The following is a 19,140-nucleotide window of genomic DNA, read 5'->3' on the forward strand; positions in this document are numbered from 1 at the left end:
AGCCACTATGTGAGGCGCGTAGAAGCCCATCGACCCCTCCTGCGATGACGTGCTCTTCGCGCCAAACAGCCAGCCCCTTCACCGGCTCCCGCTCTGGACTGACGTCGAGGCCTCCTCGAAGCAGGCCTCGCAGATGGCGGTGAGGTGCCGGTGATCAGTGCCGCAGCACCCGCCGAGCACGGTAAGTTTGGGCAGGCGTCTCCGGAGACCGGCATAGCGGCGCGCCAGATCCCGGGGCTCGCCGATATCGAGCTCGGTGGCGGCATCGAGTTCGGCGTGGCTCTTCGTCGAGGCATTGGCTCGTAGGCCTCGGAGGCGTTCGAGCCAGGGCTCCTGGTCCGCCAGTACGGTCTCGAAATGCACCGGGTGCGCGCAGTTGATCATGTAGTAAGCCGGGTAGGCCCCCGTAGCCGCATCGGTCTCTCGGATCGCGGAGCCGAGGGCCTGCCCCGAGGGCAGACGGCCATCGGTCTCGAGCGTGAAGGAGATCACCACCGGCAGGCCGGCCGCCTGGGCCGCGCGGGCGATGCCGACCGCTTCCGCGACCGAGGTCAGCGTGACCGCACTGACCATGTCGATCTCGCCGGCGGCGAAAACCTCGATCTGGGCGCGGTGGTAGTCGGCGGCTTGATCGGCCGACATGTCCGATTCGGGGCTGTAGCCGTCGCCGCGCGGTCCGATCACGCCGTTGAGAACGAGTGGCAGATCGGCGCCGGCATGGCGATGCCGCAGGGCCGCGACGAACCGGACGGCTTCGCGGTTCACGTCGGCGAGGGCACCTGCGTCGAAGCCGAGCTGCGCGCCCCAGTCGGGATTGGCCCGCCACGTCGGTGTGTCCAGGATCATGCCGGCCCGGTAACGCCGGGCGAGCGCGATGTAGGGTTCGAAGAAGCGCAGCAGCCGGCTCTGACCTTCCTCGCTACAGAGTAGCGGAAACGCCGCGAAGCAGGGCAGGCTGAGCCCTTCCAAGAACACGAGGGTGGTCTCAAGGCCGCCGTCGGTCAGGAAGGGACGCCCGCTGAGCTGAGGCAGAGCACTGCGAAACAGGGGCATCGCGCGCCTCCGGAGCAGGCAGACCGATTCCGTTGATGGTGCGGGCGGTTGCCATTCCCAGCGAGCCCGCAATCTCGTCGCGCAGCCTGCGCGAAGTCAAGATTACGGTAGATCGAGCGCGACGGTGGGCAGATTGCATGTGGTGGCAGCAGGACGCCCGAGAGGCTGTCCCGCTGTCTTCACAGTCAAGCGTAAAGCTTCCGACGACAGCACACGATGCCAGCACGTTCCGAAATCCGCCCATCGCGGAACGTACCGCGGGAGCGCGGCCAAGCGCGGCGTGAACACCAATCCGCCGGCGCTGCCGCCGCTCAGCCACTCGATCGTCTTGGCAATCGCGGACATGTGGACGTGCTTGAGCGGGCCGTACGGCACCAACTTCTCGTTGCTCTCAGCGTAACCGAACCTGTTGTCGGCACCGCCCCGGCCCGCACCGGAGATGCCGGTTTTGGCGTCGATCACGGTGGCGACTCGAAACGCGCCGAGTGACAGAAAACCGGAAGTAAACTCAATCGCTTCTCTGGGATACCAAATCCCGCTACCCGCCAACGCGGTCCTGAAGTAGCCTCCCGCACGGTTCGGCCGGAAAGACCGGTCGGGTTCATCAATCCCGTACGGGGGCCCAATGCGTTTCGGCAACAGGAAGACAGCGTCCGGCGGCTCCACCCGGCGAACGCTCCTCCAACTCGGCGTCTCGGCGGCCGCCCTGGGAGCGCCCCTGATCCGGTCCAGCGCCGCGCGGGCGGAAGCGAGCGAGCTGCGCATCGCGAAGCAGCCGGGCCTGTCTTATCTGCCCGCCGTGATCGCTGAGAAGCTCGGCCTCGTGGAGAAACACGCCCAGGCCGCCGGGATCGACAACCTGCGTGTGACATGGACGCGGTTGACCAATGGCGGGGCGAGCAATGACGCCCTGCTGTCCAGTGGCGTCGACATGGTCATCAGCGGCGGCCCCAACATGCTGATCATGTGGGGCAAGACGGGGGGGCGGGTCCGGGGTGTCGTGGCGACCGGCGCCCTGCCGATGAAGCTCGTTACCAACAATCCCAAGGTGAAGACGCTGGCCGATTTCGGGCCGTCGGACCGAATCGCAGTCCCGACCATCCGGGTCGGGACGCAGCCGGCGGTGCTGGGAATCGCCGTGGAGAAGCAATTCGGCGCCGGGGCTCTGGAGAAGTTCAACGCGATGACGGTCGGCATGGGGCATCCCGACGCGATGATCGCGCTTCAGAACAAGAACAACGGCGTCACCGCGCATTTCTCCCAGCCGCCCTACCAGGATCAGGAGCTGGCCATGCCGGACGTCCACGAGGTCCTCGACTCCGTCGCGGTGATGGGCGGACCGATCACGAACGGCTGCGTCTACAGCACGACGGCGTTCCACGACGCCAATCCCAAAATCATCACGGCGTTCGTCGGGGCCATCAAGGAAGCCATCGCCTTCATCGAGAAGGACAAGCGCGCGGCGGCAGACATCTACCTCGAGGTCAACAAGGAGAGCATCTCCGCCGAAACGCTCGCCGGCCTCATCGCGCGGCCGGGCATGGTGTATTCAGCAGCCCCCAGCAATCTGCTTCCGGCGGCCCAGTTCTTCTCCCGCGCCGGCTACATCAAGCAGAAGCCGACCAGCTGGAAAGAGTTCTTCTTCGACGAGGTCCACGATCTCCCCGGAAGCTGAGAGCATCCGGGCGGCCCGTCGATTTTCTGCCGGAACTCCGGTTACCGAGGCCCGCTCGATCATCACGAGCGCAGCGAAGTGACCCAGGGCAAGGCGACGCCTGCACGCTTAGGCGCCGCCGCAAATTGCTTCGCTTCGCTCGCCATGACGGCGGCGCCAGCCCCATCTTAACGCGGCCCTTATAAGATCCGCCCCGCCCCTGTCTCGAACCCTAACGCGGTTCGGGGCCACTGTCCCGGCTGGCCAAGGCCGGGCGCGGAGTCACCGCAGCCGGTCCGCCGAACCGGACGCGCTCATCATGCTCGACATCGTCTTCCTCGCGGGGGCGCTCGCCTTCTTCGCCGCCTCGGCCGGCTATGCCGTCCTGTGCGAGCGGCTCTGAGAGAGGCCGCCATGACCCTCGACCTCGCCCTCGGCGCCTGCGTGACCGCCGGCCTCCTCGTCTACCTCAGCTACGCCCTCGTCCGCCCCGAGCGGTTCTGAGCGGCCTGACGGACCTTCCCCTATGACCCTCAACGGCTGGATCCAGATCGCGCTCTACGGCGCGATCGTTCTGGCGCTCGTGAAGCCCCTCGGGTCCTACATGACCCGCGTCTTCACTGGACAGCGCACCCTTCTCTCGCCCGTGCTCGGCCCCGTCGAGCGCCAGCTCTACCGCATGTCGGGCATCGACGCCCGGCAGGAGCAGCACTGGCTTGCCTACACAGGCGCCGTGATCCTGTTCCACGTGCTGGGGTTCGCGGTGCTCTACGCGATCCTGCGGCTACAGGCTTTCCTGCCGCTCAACCCGGCCGATCAGGCCCCCGTGGCGCCGGACCTCGCCTTCAACACGTCGACCAGCTTCATCACCAACACCAACTGGCAGTCCTACGGCGGCGAGACCACGCTCTCGTACCTGTCTCAAATGCTGGGGCTGACGCACCAGAACTTTCTCTCGGCGGCGACCGGCATCGCGGTGGCGGTGGCGCTGATCCGCGGCTTCGCCCGCGCGTCGTCCGGCACGATCGGGTCGTTCTGGGTCGATGTGACCCGGGCGACCCTCTATGTGCTCCTGCCGATCTGCGTGCCCTACACGCTGTTCCTGGTCTGGCAGGGCATACCGCAGACGCTCGGCGTTTACGTCGACGCCACAACGCTGGAGGGCGCCAAGCAGACGATCGCGCTCGGGCCGGTGGCGAGCCAGGTGGCGATCAAGATGCTCGGCACCAACGGCGGCGGCTTCTTCAACGCCAACGCCGCGCACCCGTTCGAGAACCCCACCGCCCTGTCGAACTTCGTCCAGATGGTCTCGATCTTCGTGATCGGCGCCGCACTCACCAACGTCTTCGGCCGTCTGGTCGGCGACGAGCGCCAGGGCTGGGCGATCCTCGGCGCCATGGGAATCCTGTTCCTCGCGGGTGTCTTCGTCACCTACTGGGCCGAGGCCAACGGCAGCTCCGTCCTGAACAGCTTCGGGCTGACCGGCGGCAACATGGAGGGCAAGGAGACCCGCTTCGGCATCGCAGCCTCTGCGCTGTTCGCGGTGATCACCACGGCGGCCTCCTGCGGCGCCGTCAACGCCATGCACGACTCGTTCACGGCGCTCGGCGGCCTGATCCCGCTGCTCAACATGCAGCTCGGCGAGATCATCATCGGCGGTGTCGGCGCCGGCCTCTACGGCATGCTGATCTTCGTGATCGTGGCGATCTTCGTGGCGGGCCTGATGGTCGGTCGCACCCCCGAGTACCTCGGCAAGAAGATCGAGGCGAAGGAGGTGAAGATGGCCATGCTCGGGATCCTGTGCCTGCCGCTGATGATGCTGGGCTTCACCGCCCTGGCGACCGTGCTGCCGGCGGGCCTTGCCGGGCCGGCCAATGCCGGCCCGCACGGCTTCACCGAGATCCTGTACGCCTACACGTCGGCGGCGGCCAACAACGGCTCGGCGTTCGGCGGGCTGACAGCCAATACGCTGTTCTACAACAGCACGCTGGGCATCGGCATGCTGGTCGGCCGGTTCTTCGTGAAGATCCCGGTTCTGGCCATCGCGGGCTCGCTCGCGGCCAAGAAAATGGTGCCGGCCTCCGCGGGCACGTTCCCGACGCATGGCGGCCTGTTCGTCGGGCTCCTCGTCGGCGTGATCCTGATCATCGGCGGTTTGACCTTTTTCCCGTCCTTGGCGCTCGGCCCCGTGGTCGAGCACCTCGCGGGTGCGGCTGGCCAGACCTTCGCGACGGGGGGCTGAGATGCCGCGCGCCCTCCCCGCCCGGCGCCTGCCACGCCACCACCGCGTCCTGCACCGGCAGCCGCAACGGCGCGGACGCGCCGGGGCCCCGCCCCTGCGGACCTCGAACCTCGTGCTGGCGCTCCTCAGCATCGTGCTGCTCGGCGGCTTCGCCCTGCTGGCGGCCTACGCGCTGACCGCCGCCACGATCGTCCCCTGACACGACAGCGCCCCGCGCGCCGCGCCGGGCCACCCGCACCCCTCCGGACACACCATCATGTCCCGCAAGACCGCATCCCTGTTCAGCGCCGCCCTGGTCGCGCCGGCCCTCATCGGCTCCGTCAGGAAACTCGACCCCCGTGCCATGATCCGCAACCCGGTCATGTTCGTGGTCGAAGCCGTGGCTGCCCTCACCACCATCCTGTTCGCCCGCGACCTCCTCACCGGCGGCAGCGACCTCGCCTTCTCCGGCCAGATCATCCTCTGGCTGTGGTTTACCCTGATCTTCGCCAACTTCGCTGAGGCGCTCGCCGAGGGCCGCGGCAAGGCCCAGGCTGACAGCCTGCGGCGCACCCGCACGGAGATGACCGCCAAGCGCCTCAAGGGGCCGGGCCGGACCTACGAGATGGTGCCCGGCACCTCCCTCAAGGTCGGCGATGTCGTGCTGGTCGAGGCCGGTGACCTGATCCCCTCCGACGGCGAGGTGATCGAGGGCGTGGCTTCGGTGAACGAGGCCGCCATCACGGGCGAATCCGCCCCGGTGATCCGCGAATCCGGCGGCGACCGCTCGGCGGTGACCGGCGGCACGCAGGTGCTCTCCGACGCCATCAAGGTCCGCATCACCGCCGCGGCCGGCTCGACCTTCGTCGACCGCATGATCGCGCTGGTCGAGGGCGCCTCCCGGCAGAAGACGCCGAACGAGATCGCCCTGAACATCCTGCTCGCGGGCCTGACCCTCGTGTTCGTCTTCGCGGTGGCCTCGATCCCGAGCTTCGCGAGCTACGCGGGCGGCGCGATCCCCGTGATCGTGCTGGTCGCCCTGTTCGTCACGCTGATCCCGACGACCATCGGCGCGCTGCTCTCGGCGATCGGCATCGCCGGCATGGACCGGCTTGTGCGCTTCAACGTACTGGCCATGTCGGGCCGCGCCGTCGAGGCGGCGGGCGACGTCGACACGCTGCTCCTCGATAAGACCGGCACGATCACGCTCGGCAACCGTCAGGCTACCGAGTTCCGGCCCGTGCGCGGCGTCTCGGAGAGGGAGCTGGCCGACGCGGCGCAGCTCGCCTCCCTGGCGGACGAGACCCCGGAGGGCCGGTCCATCGTGGTGCTCGCCAAGGAGAAGTACGGCATTCGCGCCCGCGACATGGCGGGGCTCAACGCCACCTTCGTGCCGTTCACCGCACAGTCGCGCATGTCCGGCGTGGACCTCGACTTCGCCTCCATCCGCAAGGGTGCAGTGGATGCGGTGATCGCAGCGCTCTCCGGCCAGCCGGCCCCCAGCCGCGGATCCAGCGCGGCGCTCGCCTACCAACCGGCCGTCGAGACCGAGGCCGCGGCAGAAGTTCGGGCCATCGCCGAGGCGATCGGCAAGGCCGGCGGCACGCCGCTCGCGGTGGCCCACGACGGGCGTCTGCTCGGTGTCGTCTACCTGAAGGACGTCGTGAAGGGCGGCATCCGCGAGCGCTTCGTGGAGCTGCGCCAGATGGGCATCCGCACCGTGATGATCACCGGGGACAACCCACTCACCGCCGCGGCCATCGCGGCTGAGGCGGGTGTCGACGACTTCCTCGCCCAGGCCACCCCGGAGGACAAGCTCGCCCTGATCCGCAACGAGCAGGCAGACGGCAAGCTCGTCGCCATGTGCGGCGACGGCACCAATGACGCTCCCGCCTTGGCGCAGGCCGATGTCGGCGTCGCCATGAACACTGGCACGGTCGCGGCGCGCGAGGCCGGCAACATGGTCGATCTCGACAGCGATCCGACCAAGCTCATCGAGATCGTCGGCATCGGCAAGCAGCTGCTGATGACCCGCGGCGCGCTGACGACCTTCTCGATCGCCAACGACGTGGCCAAGTATTTCGCCATCATCCCGGCGATGTTCCTGGGCCTCTACCCGCAGCTGCAGGCCCTCAACGTGATGCATCTCGCCTCGCCGCAGAGCGCGATCCTGTCGGCGATCATCTTCAACGCGCTGATTATCGTGGCGCTGATCCCGCTGGCCTTGCGGGGCGTCACCTACCGGGCTGTCGGCGCGGCCGCGCTGCTGCGGCGCAACCTCCTGATCTACGGGCTCGGTGGCGTCCTTGTCCCGTTCATCGGCATCAAGGCCATAGACCTCGCCGTCTCCGCCCTCCGCCTCGCCTGAACCGGTCCTCGGAGACCCGCAATGCTCACACAGCTTCGCCCCGCCCTGGTCCTGCTCACCGCGCTCACGGTGATCACCGGCATCGTCTACCCGCTCGCCATGACGGGCCTCGCCGGCGTCTTGTTCCCCGCCAAGGCCGCCGGCAGCCTGATCGAGCGCGACGGCACAATCATCGGCTCCAGTCTGATCGGCCAGAACTTCACCGGTGCCGGCTACTTCCACGGGCGGCCCTCGGCCACCACCGCACCGGATCCCGCCGATGCCTCAAAGACAGTACCGGCACCCTACAACGCAGCCAATTCCTCCGGCTCGAATCTCGGCCCGACGAGCGCGGCGCTGGCCGAGCGGGTGAAGGGCGACCTCGACGCGCTGAAGGCCGAGAACGCGAATGCCCCAGTGCCGGTCGATCTCGTGACGACCAGCGGGTCCGGCCTCGACTCCGACATCTCGCCGGAGGCTGCATTTTTTCAGGTTCCCCGCGTTGCCAAGGCCCGCAACATCCCGGAGGACAAGCTGCGCGACCTCGTGACCGCCCGCATCGAGGGCCGAACGTTCGGCATCCTGGGCGAGCCCCGCGTCAACGTCCTGGCGCTGAACCTCGCCCTCGACGATCTCGCCCGTCATTGAGCGACGCGGTGACCGTACCTGGGCTGAACCACGATCCCGCCCCGGGCTAGGCATAGCCGCACCGTGACGTGTGGACACGTCCGATCCACGCCCTCATCCTGAGGTGCGAGCGGAGTGAGCCTCAAAGGAGCCCGCCAGGGATCGCGCGGCCGGCTGCAAGTTTCCGTCGAGGCCTCCGCTACGCTCCGGCATCTCAGGATGAGGGCGCGGATGGGAACGCCTGAGTCCAACAGGCCCTGAGACGAGGATCATGCCCGAACTCGGCCGCGACCCGAACCGTCCCTCCCCCGATGCGCTTCTCGAAGCGGCGCGCCGGGAGGAGCGGACGCGCGGTCGGCTCAAGGTCTTCCTCGGCGCCGCCCCGGGCGTCGGCAAGACTTACGAGATGCTGACCATCGGTCGCGCCCGTCTGAAGGCCGGGACCGACGTCGTGGTGGGCGTCGTGGAGACGCACGATCGGGCCGAGACCGAGGCCCTGCTCGACGGTTTCGAAGTGATCCCACGGCGGCCCGTGCCGTATCACGGCACCGTCCTGGAGGAGATGGACCTCGACGCGCTGCTCGCCCGCCGGCCGGCCCTGGCGCTGGTCGACGAACTCGCCCACACCAACGCGCCGGGTTCGCGCCACCCGAAGCGATACCAGGACGTCGAGGAACTGCTCGACGCGGGCATCGACGTCCTGACCACCCTCAACATCCAGCACGTCGAGAGCCTCAACGACGTGGTCGCCTCGATCACCCGCATCCGGGTGCGCGAGACCGTGCCGGACGGAGTCCTCGACCGGGCCGACGACATCGAGGTGGTCGATCTCAATCCCGACGACCTGATCCAGCGCCTGAAGGACGGCAAGGTCTACGTCCCGACCCATGCCGAGCGCGCCCTGAAGCACTACTTCTCCCGCGGCAACCTGACGGCACTCCGGGAATTGGCGCTCAGGCGCACGGCCGACCGGGTCGATGACGAGCTGCTCAGCCACATGCGGGCCAACGCCATCGCCGGCCCCTGGGCGGCGGGCGAGCGGGTACTGGTCTGCGTGAACGAGGATCCGCGCTCAGCCGGCCTCGTGCGCTACGCCAAGCGGCTTGCCGACCGCCTGCACGCACCTTGGACGGCCCTCTCCATCGAGGGTGCGCGCGCGGCTGCCTCGAGCGAGACGGAGCGCGACCGGATCGCCGAGGCCCTGCGCCTCGCCGACCGGCTCGGGGGCGATGCCGTCACCCTGCCGGGCGGCCGACGGATCGCCGACGACGTGCTCACCTATGCCCGCTCGGCCAACGTGAACCACATCGTAGTCGGCAAGGCGAACCGGTCGTGGTTCTTCGAGCTGATCAACGGATCGGTGGTGCACGACCTCGTGCGCCGCAGCGGCAACATCAGCGTTCACGTCGTTCCTGGCGAAGCCGTCCCGGTGGACCATCCGCCGCGCCGGGCGATCACGATGGCCGCTCCGCGATCCGGCTTCGATGCGTGGCCCTATGGCGGCGCGATGGCGGTGATCGTGGCCGGCCTCGCCGCCGCGATCCTGGCCGAACCCTATGCGGGCGTGGAGAACGCCGACCTGTTCCTGCTGACCGCCGTCGTGACGGTTGCCGTGCGCTGGGGGCTCGGGCCGGCGCTGGCCGCTGTCATGGCAGCGTCACTAGCCTACAACTTCTTCTTCCTGCCGCCCGTCTACACCTTCACCATCGCCGATCCGACCAACGTCGCCGCCTTCCTGCTCTTCACCCTGGTGGCCGTGCTGGTCTCGAACTTGGCGTCCCGCGCCCGCCGGGTAGCGGTGGTCAGCCAGGGCCGTGCGCGCACGACCGAGCGGCTCTTCGGCTTCTCTCGCAAACTCGCCGCCTGCGGCACCCTCGACGACGTGCTCTGGGCCACCTGTGCGCAGGTGGCGGCGATGCTGAAGGTGCGCGTCGTCGTCCTCCTGCCCGAGGGCAAGATCGTCACCGTCCAGGCCGGCTACCCGCCCGAGGACAGGCTGGAGGAGGCCGACGTGGCGGCGGCGCAATGGGCCTTCGACAACGATCGGCCAGCCGGCCGCGGCGCCGACACGCTGCCGGGTGCCCGGCGCCTGTTCCTGCCCATGCGGACCGGTCGCGGCACGATCGGAGTGATCGGTCTCGATGGGGACGGGTCCGGGCCGATCCTCACGCCGGAGGATCGTCGCCTGCTCGACGCGCTCGCCGATATGGCGGCGCTCGCCGTCGAGCGGGTGCGTCTGGTCGAAGATCTCGACCGCGCCGAGCGCGCCGCCGAGACAGATCGTCTGCGCCAGGCGCTGCTTACCTCGATCAGCCACGATCTCAGGACGCCGCTCGCATCCGTCCTGGGAGCGGCGAGCACGCTGCGCGATCTCGACGCGGCTCTGCCGCCCGAGGCCAAGGCGGATCTGCTGGGGACGATCATCGCGGAATCAGAGCGGCTCAACCGCTTCATCGCCAACCTGCTCGACATGACCCGCCTGGAGGCGGGCGCGGTAGTGCCGAACCTTTCCGCGCAGGACCTCGCCGAGACCGTCGACACCGCCCTCCGGCGCATCTCGAAGGTTCTGGCTGATCATCGGGTCGCCGTGGAGGTCGCCCCCGACCTGCCGGCGCTGCTTCTGGACCCGGTCCTGTTCGAACAGGTGCTGGTCAACCTTCTCGACAACGCCGCCAAATATGCTCCCGCGGGCTCGACGGTGACGATCCAAGCGCGGCGCGAAGGCGACAGGGTTCACCTCGTGGTACTCGACGAGGGCGACGGCCTGGCGGAGGCCGACATCGAGCGGGTGTTCGACAAGTTCTACCGCGCCCGGAAGGGTGATCGGGTCCGTGCCGGCACCGGCCTGGGCCTCTCCATCTCCCGGGGCTTCGTCGAGGCGATGGGCGGCACCGTCACGGCCGGCAACCGGCGCGACCGGAGCGGCGCCTGCTTCACGATCACCCTCCCCGTCCCGGTTCCGACCGCCACCAAGGATATCGCCGCCTGAAGGAGCCCGTCGGAATCCAGCTCAGGCAGAAGGCGGATAGCGGAGCGGGTCGCCGGAGCGTCGGTTGTCGTAGACGCATTCCCCGGCAACCCAGGTCGCCCGAACCGTGCGGTGATCGCCGAGGATCATCAGGACGAACAGCAGCTCCTCGATGTCCCGGCAGGTGCCCGTGCGGAACCCGAGCAGCGGGGTCGCCGCCAAGTCGAGAACGCAGAGATCCGCCTCGTATCCGGGGGCGATCCGGCCGATCCGGTCGTCCAGGCGCAGGGCTTCGGCGCCGCCAAGCGTCGCGAGCCAGAACGCACGCAGCGCGTCGAGCTTGGTCCCGTTCAGGGCCGCGACCTTGTAGGCATCGCCCAACGTCTTCAGAAGCGACAACGTGGTTCCGGCCCCGACATCGGTGCCGAGCCCCACGCGCACCGGCCGCCGGGGCTCCAGCGCATCGAACAGGCGGAACAGACCGCTGCCGAGGAAGCCGTTCGAGGTCGGGCAATGGGCCAGAGCCGCCCCGGCGGCGTGACAGGTGCAGAGATCGTTCTCGCTGACGTGGATCGCGTGACCGAAGACCGAGCGCGGCCCGACGAGGCCGGATCGGGCATAGACGTCGAGGTAGCTCGCCCGGTCGGGAAACAGGTCCCTTACCCAGGCGACCTCATCGGTGGTCTCGCACAGGTGGGTCTGCAGATAGACATCCGCGTACTCCGTCAGCAGCGCGCCGGCCGCATCGAGCTGCGCCTGCGTGCAGGCGGGGGCGAAACGCGGCGTCACGGCGTAGAGCTGGCGCCCCCGTCCGTGCCAGCGCGCGATGAGCGCCTTGCTCTCGTCGTAGCCGCGCTGGGCCGTGTCGCGCAGTGCCTCCGGCGCGTTGCGGTCCATCAGGACCTTGCCGGCGATCATGCGGGTGTTGAACCGCTCGGATTCCGCGAAGAATGCCTCGACCGACCCGGGATGGACCGTGCAGTAGACCGCCGCCGTCGTTGTGCCGGCGCCCAGGATCTCGCGGAAGAACAGCTTCGCCACCCGCTCCGCATGGGCTTGATCGGCGAATTCCAGCTCGGCCGGAAAGGTGTACTTGTCGAGCCAGGCCAGCAACTGTTCGCCGTAGCTCGCGATTACCTGGAGTTGCGGGTAGTGGACGTGGGTGTCGATCAGCCCCGGCAGGATCAGGGCGTCCGCGTATTCCGCCACCGATACGCCGTCCGGCAACCGGCCGATCAGATCGGCATAGGGACCGACGGCCGCGATCCGTCCATCCTCGATCAGGATCAGGGCGTCTGCGATGTGATCGAGCACCCCTTCCGAGAGGAACGGGTTGCCGGTGAGGCTCGCGCTGCGTCCGCGGAGCGCCGCAAGCCGCCCCGGGCCGGCCAAAGAGCTCCCGGCCATCAATGCGCCCCGCCGGTCTCGATGAACTTGAACAGGAAGAGGCCCGCGATCACCCAGACGACCGGCTTTACGTCCCGCCCGCGGCCGGAGAGCAGCTTCAGCACTGCGTAGGTGATGAAGCCGAAGGAGACGCCGGTGGCGATCGAGTAGGTGAAGGGCATGAGCAGCGCCGTCACGCAGGCCGGGATCACCTCGGTGAGATCGTCCCAATCGAGTTCGACCAGCTCGCGCAGCATCAGGCACGCGACGTAGAACAGGGCCGGCGCCGTGGCGTAGGGTGGGACAGCGCCGGCCAGCGGGGCGAAGAACAAGCAGGCCAGGAACAACACCGCTACGGTGGCGGCGGTGAGGCCGGTACGACCGCCCTCCTCCACGCCGGAGGCGCTTTCCAGATAGGCGGTCGTGCTGGATGTGCCGAGCAATGAGCCGGCGAAGACCGAGACGGAATCCGCCATCAGCGCCCGGTCGAGGCGCTGCATCCGCCCCTCGGTCAGCAGGCCGGCGCGGTTCGCGACGCCCATCAGCGTGCCGGTGGCATCGAACAGCTCGACCAGGAACAGGACCAGGATGACGTTGATGAGGCCCCCCGACAGGGCACTCTTGATGTCGAGGGCGAACAGGGTCGGGGCGATCGAGGGCGGCAGGGAGACGATGCCCTGGAAGGTGTTGCCGGCGAAGATGAAGCTCAGGGCCGTAACCGTGAGGATACTGGCGAGCAGCGCCGCCCGCACCTTCCGGACGGAGAGGACCGCGACCATCAGGAAGCCGATCACTGCCAGAACGACCTCGGGCTTGTGCAGGTCGCCCAGGGTGACGAAGGTCGCCGGACTCGCCGCGATCAGACCGGCGTTCTTGAGCGCGATGATTGCCAGGAAAAGGCCGATCCCGACCGTGATGGCGATGCGCATCGAGCGCGGGATGCCGTCGACGATGAGCGCGCGAAGGCCCGTCAGGGTGACAGTCAGGAAGCAGAGACCCGAGATGAACACCGCGCCGAGGGCCGCCTGCCAGGAGAAGCCCAGACCCTGGACCACGACGTAGGTGAAGTAGGCGTTGAGCCCCATCCCGGGCGCCAGGGCGATCGGGTAGTTGGCATAAAGCGCCATGATCATGGAGCCGAGCGCCGAGACGAGGCAGGTCGCCACGAACACCGCGCCCCGGGGCACGCCGGCATCGGCCAGGATGCTGGGATTGATGAAGACGATGTAGGCCATCGTCAGAAAGGTGGTCAGGCCTGCCAGCAACTCGGTGCGCACGCTCGTCCCATGCTCGGCGAGCCGGAAGGTGCGCTCCAGGAAACCGACGGTGCCCTGATCGGGCACCGCCGCGTCGCGCTTCATGTCCATCACGGCTCCCCGCCTCGCCCGGCCGCCACGGCCCGGTAGATCCTGTCGGCCGCGAAGGGAGTGGCGGTGAGCCGGGTGCCCGTCGCGTCGCGGATGGCGTTGCCGAGGGCCGCTGCGACCGGATTGTACGGCGATTCGCTCATCGACTTGGCACCGAGCGGCCCGATGCTATCGTGGGTCTCGGCGAACAGGACCTCGGTGTCCGGCACGTCCGCGCAGGCCGGGATGTGATAGTCGCGGAATGTCTGCGTGACGACCCGGCCGTCCGCGTCGATGCGGAAATCCTCGTACAGCGCGGCTCCGATCGCCTGGGCGACGCCGCCCTCGACCTGGCCTCGGCACTGCATCGGGTTGATCACTCGGCCGGCATCGGCGGCATGGATGCTCCGGAGGATGCGGACTTCGCCGCTCACCGGATGGACCGCCACCCGGAAGGCCTGGACGTTGAACGCCACCGAGCGCGGGCTGCCGTCGGCGCGACCCCGCGCCTCAAGAGGGCCAAGCGCGGCGAGCGCCACGGGACCGCGCGGCGTCTCGACCGATCCATCGGAGAGGCGGCAGGCCGAGGGATCGACATCGCGCAGCTGCGCCGCCCGGTTCCGGATCCGTTCGGCGAGCGCCTCGGCGGCACGGAGCGTCGCGAGGCCGGCCACAACGGTACCGGTGCTGCCATAGGCTCCCGTATCGTGGCCGACTGCATCCGTATCGGCCCCCGCGACGCAGACCTGGTCCGGTTCGGCACGCAGGGCCGAGGCCGCGATCTGCCGATGCACCGTGCTGGTGCCGTTGCCGAACTCGGCGGTGCCGACATGCACGGTGTAGGCGCCATCCGCGTCCAGGCTCACCCGCGCGTCGGCGAAGTGGCCGCGCGGGGGAATGGTATCGATCATCGCCATCGCCATACCGGTGCCGACGCGCCAGCCCGGCTCCGGATCGGCCCCGGGATCGGCGCGCAGGGCCTCCTGCACCAGCGTCAGGCACCGGTCGAGCCCGTAGCTGCCGAACACCACGTCGTGCGGCTCCAAGCTGTTCGACACCATCGCGTCGCCGGGTTTCACGGCGTTGATCCGGCGCAGGTCGAACGGGTCGATGCCGAGGCCGCGGGCGATCTCGTCGAGGGCCGATTCCAGGGCGAAGATCGTCTGGCTGAGGCCGTAGCCTCGGAAGGCGCCGGCCGGCACCGTGTTGGTGTAGACCGCGAAGCCGTCCACCCGCTTGTTCGGGCACGCGTAGGCGGCCAGCACCTCGTTGCAGCCGTGATGGATCACGCCGCCCGCGTGGTTGCCGTAGGCGCCCGTGTCGGAGAGGACGTCGAGGCTGATGGCCGTGAGCCTGCCGTCCCGATGGGCGCCGACCTTCACGGTGACCCGCATCGGGTGGCGCGTTGTGGTCGCGGTGAACTGCTCCGGCCTGGTCAGCTCCCATCGCACCGGACGCCCGGTGCGCAGCACGGCGAGCGCCACGAGATCCTCGGTGAGCATCTCCTGTTTGCCGCCGAACCCGCCGCCGACACGGCCGCAGACGACGCGAACCGCGTCCCGCTCCAGGCCGAACAGGTTGCACAGGGCGTCCCGGGTCAGGAACGGCACCTGGCTGCTGGTGCGGAGCGTCAGGCGCCCGTCGGGATCGCGCCAGCCGAGGCAGCCATGGGTCTCCAGCGCGGCGTGCTGCACCCGCTGGGTCCGGAAGGTCCCGGCATAGACGAAGTCGGCCGCGGCGAAGCCCGCTTCGACGTCGCCGACCTCCCCGTGCACCTCGGCTGCGAGGTTCGGATGGCTCCCGAGCGGCGGCGCATCCGCTCCCGGCCGATCGCGGGGATCATGAACGCGCGGCGCGTCCGGCAGGAGCGCATCGGCCGGGTCGAGGAGGGCCGGGCGGAGCGCGTAGCTGACGCGCAGCGCCCGGCAACCCGCCTCAGCGGCCGCCTCGGTCTCGGCGACGACCGCGGCGACCCGCTGGCCGACGAAGCGCAGGACCGGATCGAGGACGCACGTATCCGCCGCGTCGTCCCGTGGATCCTGATGGCGGCCGGTGGAGAAACGGCGCTGCGGCGCGTCCGCATGGGTGAGCACGGCGACCACGCCCGGAATGGCCATCGCCGCTCCTGTCTCGATCGTCAGGATGCGGGCATGGGCGTGCGGCGAGCGCAGGACCTTGAGATGGAGTGCCTTGCCGGAGGGCATGTCGAAGGTGAAGCGTGCGCGGCCAGCCACGATGAGAGGCGCCGCCGGCGCCGGCAGATTGCGTCCAACCGGATCGCCGCCGTCGGCGCTCCGATCCGTATGTGAGCGGCCCGCGATCGCGTCCCGGATGGCGCGGTAACCGGTGCAGCGGCAGAGGTTGCCCTTCAGAGCGGCGCCGAGATCCTGCCGCTGGCTCTGGTCGAGGGCCGCTGCCGTCATGATCATGCCGGGCGTGCAGAACCCGCACTGAAAGCCCTGCGCCGCCAGGAAATCGGCCTGCACGGGATGAACCCCAGGGGCCACCTGATCCTGCGGCCGGCAGGGGCCGGCCAGTCCCTCGATGGTGGTGATGCTGCGGCCCTCGGCCCGAAACGCGGGCAGCAGGCAGCTGTGCACCGGCTCGCCGTCGAGATGCACCGTGCAGGCGCCGCAATCGCCCGCGTCGCAGCCCTTCTTCACGCCGAACCAGCCGGCGTCGCGGAGAAAGGTGCGCAGGCACTGTCCCGGCCGGGGCTCGCCCTCGTGGGCGAAGCCGTTGACGGTCAGCCTCATTGCGGGATCTCCTCCGCGCCATGCGTGCCGAGCTCATCCCGGATCGACCGGGCGAGATGCCGGGTCATGTGCCGCCGCCAGTCCGGCTGGCCGTGAACGTCATCGTGGTAGAGCGCGTCCGGGATCGTGTCCTTCAGCGCACGATCCAGGGTGGCGTCGTCCGGGAGAGTCCCGAAGGCCAGACGGAGCGGGCGCTTTACTGCGGCCGAGACGGTGAGCGCGAACGCGCCGGCCGCGTCCCGCGTGCCTACCAGCAGCGCCCCGGAGCGGCCGTTCGGACTGAGGCTGATGCGCCGGAACGCCGCTCGCCGTTCGAGGGCGGCGGCCGGCAGGAACAGGCTGCGCAGGATCTCTCCGGGGCGCAGGGCGTTCCGCTGAGGTCCGAGGACGAACTCCGTCACCGGCAGGCATCGGTCGCTGCCATCCGCAGACCAGATCGCGCAGGTGCCTTCCAAGGCGGTGGCCAGCGCGATCATCGGCCCTGCCGGCAGCGCCAGGCACAGATTGCCGCCGACGGTGGCCACGTTCCAGATCTTGAAGGAGCCGAGCAGGGCCCGGCAGCAAAGTCCGATCAGGGGCGCGCCGATCCAGGCCGCTGGCAGCTCCAGCCGGTCGAGATGTGCGATCGTGCAGGTCGCCGCCAATGTCAGACCATTCGGGTCGATCGTGTGCGGAGACCAGGCGAGGCTCGTGAGATCGACGAGGCGCCGCATCCCGGGCTGCGGCTCGGAGAACAGCCAGGTCCCGCCCCCGAGCCACGCGTCGCCGTCCCGCCAATCGGGCAGTTCGGAGCGGCTGCGGGGCCGGAGAACGGTCTCGATCGTGTTGAGGTCCATACCCCCTCGTGGGCCGGATGCCGGGCAGCTTCAGCCTCGCAATATGCCTGCCGGTGCGCCGTGGCGGTCAAGTCGCCGCGGATCCGGGCAACGTTGGAACGGCTGTTGCTGCCGCATTAAGCTGCACCGTGGGTCGCGACTTCGCGGCCATCTGTCGGAGATCCCCATGGCCCTGACGGCTTCGCGCTACGGCAAGGAACGGGTCCGGGTGATGCGCCTGGCCCGCGACGGCGATCACCACACGCCCCGCGAACTGACTCTCTCCGTGATGATGACCGGGCGCTTCGATGCCGCCTGGACTGAGGGTGACAACCGGGCCTGCATCGCCACCGACAGCGTCAAGAACATCGTCAACCTCATGGCGGCGCAGAATCTCTCCCTGGACAAGGAGGCCTTCGTCGCCGCGGTCGCGCGTGTCCTGCTCGATACCTATCCGCAGATCGAGGCGGTCACCGTCGAGGCCGAGGAGACGCGTTGGCTGCGCCACGCTGTCGGGGGCCTGCCGCACGGTCACACCTTCACCAAGGACGGGAACGGCACCGGTTATGTCGGCCTCTCCGCCGACCGCGCCGGAACGATCCTGCGCTCGGGTCTGCGCAACTACACGTTCATGAAGACCACGCAATCGGGCTGGGCCGGCTTCGTCGACGACCGCTACCGCACCCTGCCGGATACGGACGACCGTATCGCGGCGACCAGCATGGACGCGACTTGGATCTGGTCGTCGGAGCCCGCCGATTACGAGGCCGCCAACGCGCGGATCCTTTCGACGGTGCTCGAAGTCTTCGGGACGACCTACAGCCGAGGTGTCCAGGACAGCATGTACCGAATGGGCGAGGCAGCGCTCGCCGCGATACAAGAACTCGCCGAGATCACCTTCGTCATGCCCAACAAGCACTACGTGCCGATCGACCTGAGGCCCTTCGGGCTCGGCAATCCGGGCACCGTTTTCTTGCCGACCGACGAACCGTATGGCCGGATTGAAGCAACGATCAGCCGGGACCGCTGAAACGGTGGACGTTCCGGGTCGAGCAAACACCGCAAGGGGAGGCGCCAGACCCGGCTCTGAATGAACCGGTGATCCACTGCCGATCGGGCTGCCCGCTGCCGTCGCTGGTAGGCCGGCAACGTTTCAGGCTACTTGCAACCGGATGCCCGGTCAATGAATCTACCGACGCTAACCTAGATTATGGCACCGCAACTCCTAAGCGAAAGCTATTTCTTCCGCGTATTCATGCCGCCGCACTTGGAAATAGTTATGGTGTCTGTAAGATCCGTTGAATCGGCACTGCGCGAGAGCGCGGCCTATCGGCAGTTCTGGGAAGGGCTCAGGCGCGGCGACTTCCAGACGGCCGAGTACAAGCGCATCGCAAAGGGCGGACGCGAGGTCTGGATCCAAGCGACTTACAACCCGATCACCGATGCGGATGGCCGTCCGGTCCGGGTCGTCGATTTCGCCACCGACATCACCGCGCATGTTCATGAGCGCCAGCGCCGGGCCGAGGCGCAGCGGGCCATCGGCAGCGATCTGGACGCGATCGGCCGCGCCGTGGAGGACGTGACGCGGCAGACCGGCGAAGCGGCCGAGACGGTCGGCCGTGTCTCGGGCGACATCCGCTCCATGGCCTCAGGCGCCGAGCAACTGTCTGTCTCGGTGAGCGAGATCAGTCAGCAGGTGAGCCACGCGGCAGACATCGCCGGCCAAGCGGTGGGACAAGCGCAGCACACCGGCGGCATCGTGGCGGGCCTGAGCGAGCAGGCGACCCAGAGCGGCGACGTGGTCGGCCTCATTTCCGGGATCGCCGCGCAGACGAACCTCCTGGCGCTCAACGCCACCATCGAGGCGGCCCGGGCCGGCGAGGCCGGCCGCGGCTTCGCCGTGGTCGCCTCCGAAGTGAAGGCTCTCGCGGCGCAGACGGGGTTGGCGACGGATCGGAATCGCGGGC

The 19,140-nt window shown here is 68.8% G+C and carries 14 protein-coding genes and 1 pseudogene; 9 read left to right on the forward strand and 6 right to left on the reverse strand.

The window, feature by feature from the left end; translation table 11 throughout:
• Window positions 1-78: 78 nt before the first annotated feature.
• A complete protein-coding gene (locus tag ACYCO6_RS22975) occupies window positions 79-1,053 on the reverse strand; it encodes a homocysteine S-methyltransferase family protein (protein ID WP_459763617.1) in 975 nt (324 codons plus the stop codon).
• 102 nt (window positions 1,054-1,155) lie between these two features.
• Window positions 1,156-1,515: a hypothetical protein gene (locus tag ACYCO6_RS22980; RefSeq protein ID WP_459763619.1), complete on the reverse strand. Its 360-nt coding sequence runs from the start codon at window positions 1,513-1,515 to the stop codon at window positions 1,156-1,158.
• Between the two features lie 163 nt (window positions 1,516-1,678).
• On the opposite strand from ACYCO6_RS22980, the gene ACYCO6_RS22985 reads away from it, so the two are divergent.
• The 7 genes from ACYCO6_RS22985 to ACYCO6_RS23015 all read left to right on the forward strand — a co-directional run bounded on the left by ACYCO6_RS22985 (window position 1,679) and on the right by ACYCO6_RS23015 (window position 10,891).
• The gene (locus ACYCO6_RS22985) at window positions 1,679-2,728 is read left to right on the forward strand and encodes an ABC transporter substrate-binding protein (RefSeq protein ID WP_459763621.1); all 1,050 of its coding nucleotides are present in this window, start codon (window positions 1,679-1,681) and stop codon (window positions 2,726-2,728) included.
• A gap of 393 nt (window positions 2,729-3,121) precedes the next feature.
• The gene (locus ACYCO6_RS22990; RefSeq protein ID WP_459763623.1) at window positions 3,122-3,211 is read left to right on the forward strand and encodes a K(+)-transporting ATPase subunit F; all 90 of its coding nucleotides are present in this window, start codon (window positions 3,122-3,124) and stop codon (window positions 3,209-3,211) included.
• Window positions 3,212-3,233: 22 nt separating this feature from the next.
• A complete protein-coding gene (gene kdpA, locus ACYCO6_RS22995) occupies window positions 3,234-4,949 on the forward strand; it encodes a potassium-transporting ATPase subunit KdpA (RefSeq protein WP_459763625.1) in 1,716 nt (571 codons plus the stop codon).
• 1 nt (window position 4,950) lies between these two features.
• Window positions 4,951-5,148, forward strand: coding sequence for a hypothetical protein (locus tag ACYCO6_RS23000; RefSeq protein ID WP_459763627.1), 198 nt, complete (start codon window positions 4,951-4,953; stop codon window positions 5,146-5,148).
• A gap of 57 nt (window positions 5,149-5,205) precedes the next feature.
• The gene (kdpB, locus tag ACYCO6_RS23005; protein WP_459763629.1) at window positions 5,206-7,296 is read left to right on the forward strand and encodes a potassium-transporting ATPase subunit KdpB; all 2,091 of its coding nucleotides are present in this window, start codon (window positions 5,206-5,208) and stop codon (window positions 7,294-7,296) included.
• A gap of 21 nt (window positions 7,297-7,317) precedes the next feature.
• Complete coding sequence (locus ACYCO6_RS23010; RefSeq protein WP_459763631.1) at window positions 7,318-7,923, forward strand: K(+)-transporting ATPase subunit C; 606 nt, start codon at window positions 7,318-7,320, stop codon at window positions 7,921-7,923.
• A gap of 250 nt (window positions 7,924-8,173) precedes the next feature.
• Window positions 8,174-10,891 carry an ATP-binding protein gene (locus tag ACYCO6_RS23015; RefSeq protein WP_459763633.1) on the forward strand — a complete coding sequence of 906 codons (2,718 nt, stop codon included), beginning with the start codon at window positions 8,174-8,176 and terminating at the stop codon, window positions 10,889-10,891.
• A gap of 21 nt (window positions 10,892-10,912) precedes the next feature.
• Here ACYCO6_RS23015 and guaD read toward each other — a convergent pair whose 3' ends face one another.
• From guaD to ACYCO6_RS23035, 4 genes are read right to left on the reverse strand one after another with little or no spacing between them, the layout of a single operon-like run.
• Entirely contained in the window at window positions 10,913-12,277 is a 1,365-nt protein-coding gene (gene guaD / locus ACYCO6_RS23020; RefSeq protein ID WP_459763635.1) for a guanine deaminase, read from the reverse strand.
• Window positions 12,277-13,623 (reverse strand): NCS2 family permease, encoded by a 1,347-nt coding sequence (locus tag ACYCO6_RS23025; RefSeq protein WP_459763637.1) that lies wholly within the window; start codon window positions 13,621-13,623, stop codon window positions 12,277-12,279. The genes guaD and ACYCO6_RS23025 overlap by 1 nt, the downstream gene beginning before the upstream one ends.
• Window positions 13,623-16,358, reverse strand: a complete 2,736-nt coding sequence (locus tag ACYCO6_RS23030; RefSeq protein ID WP_459763639.1) for a molybdopterin-dependent oxidoreductase — start codon at window positions 16,356-16,358, stop codon at window positions 13,623-13,625. The genes ACYCO6_RS23025 and ACYCO6_RS23030 overlap by 1 nt, the downstream gene beginning before the upstream one ends.
• Window positions 16,355-17,194 carry an FAD binding domain-containing protein gene (locus ACYCO6_RS23035; RefSeq protein ID WP_459763641.1) on the reverse strand — a complete coding sequence of 280 codons (840 nt, stop codon included), beginning with the start codon at window positions 17,192-17,194 and terminating at the stop codon, window positions 16,355-16,357. The genes ACYCO6_RS23030 and ACYCO6_RS23035 overlap by 4 nt, the downstream gene beginning before the upstream one ends.
• Window positions 17,195-17,360: 166 nt before the next feature.
• Here ACYCO6_RS23035 and pucL point away from each other — a divergent pair, with 166 nt between their 5' ends.
• A complete protein-coding gene (gene pucL, locus ACYCO6_RS23040; RefSeq protein ID WP_459763643.1) occupies window positions 17,361-18,203 on the forward strand; it encodes a factor-independent urate hydroxylase in 843 nt (280 codons plus the stop codon).
• Window positions 18,204-18,500: 297 nt separating this feature from the next.
• Window positions 18,501-19,104 (forward strand): annotated as a pseudogene (locus tag ACYCO6_RS23045) (methyl-accepting chemotaxis protein); the annotation flags it as partial.
• Window positions 19,105-19,140 lie beyond the last annotated feature (36 nt).

Source organism: Methylobacterium sp. CM6257 (assembly GCF_054611515.1).